The sequence below is a fragment of the Streptomyces sp. Ru73 genome (assembly GCF_002920575.1).
In the GTDB taxonomy this organism is placed as follows: Bacteria; Actinomycetota; Actinomycetes; order Streptomycetales; family Streptomycetaceae; genus Streptomyces.
Genome location: NZ_PQSQ01000199.1, coordinates 1 through 2,899, shown reverse-complemented (window position 1 = coordinate 2,899; position 2,899 = coordinate 1). Strand labels below are relative to the sequence as shown.

The window sequence follows — 2,899 nt, the reverse complement described above, 5'->3', positions numbered from 1 at the left end:
GAGGTCGCCGCGGTGTTCAAGGAGATCGAACCGATGCACTGGTCGGTCTCGATGCGTGCCAAGTCGGTGAACCTGGCGTCGGTCGCCAGCGCGTTCGGCGGTGGCGGTCATCCGCACGCCGCGGGATACTCCGCGACCGGTTCGGCCGACGACGTCGTACAGGCGCTCGCACGGGCCCTTGGCAAGCTTGCGGCCGCACTCGAGCACCACCACCACCACCACTGAGATCCGGCTGCTAACAAAGCCCGAAAGGAAGCTGAGTTGGCTGCTGCCACCGCTGAGCAATAACTAGCATAACCCCTTGGGGCCTCTAAACGGGTCTTGAGGGGTTTTTTGCTGAAAGGAGGAACTATATCCGGATTGGCGAATGGGACGCGCCCTGTAGCGGCGCATTAAGCGCGGCGGGTGTGGTGGTTACGCGCAGCGTGACCGCTACACTTGCCAGCGCCCTAGCGCCCGCTCCTTTCGCTTTCTTCCCTTCCTTTCTCGCCACGTTCGCCGGCTTTCCCCGTCAAGCTCTAAATCGGGGGCTCCCTTTAGGGTTCCGATTTAGTGCTTTACGGCACCTCGACCCCAAAAAACTTGATTAGGGTGATGGTTCACGTAGTGGGCCATCGCCCTGATAGACGGTTTTTCGCCCTTTGACGTTGGAGTCCACGTTCTTTAATAGTGGACTCTTGTTCCAAACTGGAACAACACTCAACCCTATCTCGGTCTATTCTTTTGATTTATAAGGGATTTTGCCGATTTCGGCCTATTGGTTAAAAAATGAGCTGATTTAACAAAAATTTAACGCGAATTTTAACAAAATATTAACGCTTACAATTTAGGTGGCACTTTTCGGGGAAATGTGCGCGGAACCCCTATTTGTTTATTTTTCTAAATACATTCAAATATGTATCCGCTCATGAATTAATTCTTAGAAAAACTCATCGAGCATCAAATGAAACTGCAATTTATTCATATCAGGATTATCAATACCATATTTTTGAAAAAGCCGTTTCTGTAATGAAGGAGAAAACTCACCGAGGCAGTTCCATAGGATGGCAAGATCCTGGTATCGGTCTGCGATTCCGACTCGTCCAACATCAATACAACCTATTAATTTCCCCTCGTCAAAAATAAGGTTATCAAGTGAGAAATCACCATGAGTGACGACTGAATCCGGTGAGAATGGCAAAAGTTTATGCATTTCTTTCCAGACTTGTTCAACAGGCCAGCCATTACGCTCGTCATCAAAATCACTCGCATCAACCAAACCGTTATTCATTCGTGATTGCGCCTGAGCGAGACGAAATACGCGATCGCTGTTAAAAGGACAATTACAAACAGGAATCGAATGCAACCGGCGCAGGAACACTGCCAGCGCATCAACAATATTTTCACCTGAATCAGGATATTCTTCTAATACCTGGAATGCTGTTTTCCCGGGGATCGCAGTGGTGAGTAACCATGCATCATCAGGAGTACGGATAAAATGCTTGATGGTCGGAAGAGGCATAAATTCCGTCAGCCAGTTTAGTCTGACCATCTCATCTGTAACATCATTGGCAACGCTACCTTTGCCATGTTTCAGAAACAACTCTGGCGCATCGGGCTTCCCATACAATCGATAGATTGTCGCACCTGATTGCCCGACATTATCGCGAGCCCATTTATACCCATATAAATCAGCATCCATGTTGGAATTTAATCGCGGCCTAGAGCAAGACGTTTCCCGTTGAATATGGCTCATAACACCCCTTGTATTACTGTTTATGTAAGCAGACAGTTTTATTGTTCATGACCAAAATCCCTTAACGTGAGTTTTCGTTCCACTGAGCGTCAGACCCCGTAGAAAAGATCAAAGGATCTTCTTGAGATCCTTTTTTTCTGCGCGTAATCTGCTGCTTGCAAACAAAAAACCACCGCTACCAGCGGTGGTTTGTTTGCCGGATCAAGAGCTACCAACTCTTTTTCCGAAGGTAACTGGCTTCAGCAGAGCGCAGATACCAAATACTGTCCTTCTAGTGTAGCCGTAGTTAGGCCACCACTTCAAGAACTCTGTAGCACCGCCTACATACCTCGCTCTGCTAATCCTGTTACCAGTGGCTGCTGCCAGTGGCGATAAGTCGTGTCTTACCGGGTTGGACTCAAGACGATAGTTACCGGATAAGGCGCAGCGGTCGGGCTGAACGGGGGGTTCGTGCACACAGCCCAGCTTGGAGCGAACGACCTACACCGAACTGAGATACCTACAGCGTGAGCTATGAGAAAGCGCCACGCTTCCCGAAGGGAGAAAGGCGGACAGGTATCCGGTAAGCGGCAGGGTCGGAACAGGAGAGCGCACGAGGGAGCTTCCAGGGGGAAACGCCTGGTATCTTTATAGTCCTGTCGGGTTTCGCCACCTCTGACTTGAGCGTCGATTTTTGTGATGCTCGTCAGGGGGGCGGAGCCTATGGAAAAACGCCAGCAACGCGGCCTTTTTACGGTTCCTGGCCTTTTGCTGGCCTTTTGCTCACATGTTCTTTCCTGCGTTATCCCCTGATTCTGTGGATAACCGTATTACCGCCTTTGAGTGAGCTGATACCGCTCGCCGCAGCCGAACGACCGAGCGCAGCGAGTCAGTGAGCGAGGAAGCGGAAGAGCGCCTGATGCGGTATTTTCTCCTTACGCATCTGTGCGGTATTTCACACCGCAATGGTGCACTCTCAGTACAATCTGCTCTGATGCCGCATAGTTAAGCCAGTATACACTCCGCTATCGCTACGTGACTGGGTCATGGCTGCGCCCCGACACCCGCCAACACCCGCTGACGCGCCCTGACGGGCTTGTCTGCTCCCGGCATCCGCTTACAGACAAGCTGTGACCGTCTCCGGGAGCTGCATGTGTCAGAGGTTTTCACCGTCATCACCGAAAC

At 50.8% G+C, this 2,899-nt stretch carries 2 protein-coding genes; one reads left to right on the top strand and one right to left on the bottom strand.

All coding sequences use genetic code 11. The features are described from left to right. A partial coding sequence (locus C3486_RS36475) for a DHHA1 domain-containing protein (protein WP_258053213.1) occupies window positions 1–225 on the top strand: 225 nt, incomplete at its 5' end. Between the two features lie 694 nt (window positions 226–919). On the opposite strand, the gene C3486_RS36470 is transcribed toward C3486_RS36475, so the two are convergent. Continuing rightward, window positions 920–1,735 (bottom strand): aminoglycoside O-phosphotransferase APH(3')-Ia, encoded by an 816-nt coding sequence (locus C3486_RS36470; RefSeq protein ID WP_000018329.1) that lies wholly within the window; start codon window positions 1,733–1,735, stop codon window positions 920–922. Window positions 1,736–2,899 lie beyond the last annotated feature (1,164 nt).